This window comes from Mitsuaria sp. TWR114 (assembly GCF_007997345.1).
The window spans coordinates 1-784 of record NZ_VOSR01000817.1; the positions used below are offsets into that span (position 1 = coordinate 1).

Below are 784 nucleotides of genomic sequence, written 5' to 3' on the forward strand. Positions count from 1 at the left end.
GGCCGGAGAAGGCCCGCGCGCTGAGCGCCTTCATCGAATCGCAGCCGGGCCTGGTCTTCGAGGCGCACTCGACCGACTACCAGACGCCGAAGCGGCTGGCGCAATTGGCGCGCGACCATTTCGCGATCCTCAAGGTCGGGCCCGGCGCCACCTTCGCGCTGCGCGAGACGCTGTGGGCGCTGGCCGCCGTGGAGCACGAATGGCTGGGCCGCAGTGGTCGCGACGCCAATGAGGACGGCCTCATCGGCACGGTGCTCGGCGTGATGCGCGCCGAGCCCGAGCACTGGCGCCCGTACTACCAGGACCCCGCGCGCCTGCAGGTGGACCTGGCCTACAGCCTGAGCGACCGCATCCGCTACTACTGGGCGCATCCCAAGGTCCAGGCCGCCTGCGCGGCGCTGCTGGACCGGCTGGAGCACTCACCGCCGCCACTGACGCTGCTGAGCCAGTTCCTGCCGCGCCAGTACGACGCGATCCGCGACGGCCGCCTGCGCAACCGCCCCGCGGACCTGCTGCGCGACGGCGCGGCGCAGTCGCTGCGTCCCTACCTTGCCGCCTGCGCCGCCTGAGCGACGGGCGCCCTCCTCCAGAACCCGACCTGCCACGATGAGCCTGCTCCACTTCGCCCCCGCCGACCTCGACCGCCGCGGCGCGGCCCACACCGCCCGAGAGATCGCCCAGCAACCCGAGATGTGGCGCGCCGTGCATGCGCTGGTGGCGTCCCGACGCGAGGCGCTCGACGCCTTCCGCGATGCTCGCCCGGCGCGGCCCGACCTGCGCATCG

1 protein-coding gene is annotated in these 784 nt (G+C 73.5%); it reads left to right on the forward strand.

Annotated elements, in window-relative coordinates; all coding sequences use genetic code 11:
* The coding region (locus tag FUT87_RS24545; protein WP_147242688.1) for a class II D-tagatose-bisphosphate aldolase non-catalytic subunit at positions 1 to 569 on the forward strand (569 nt) is incomplete at its 5' end.
* Between the last annotated feature and the right edge of the window lie 215 nt (positions 570 to 784).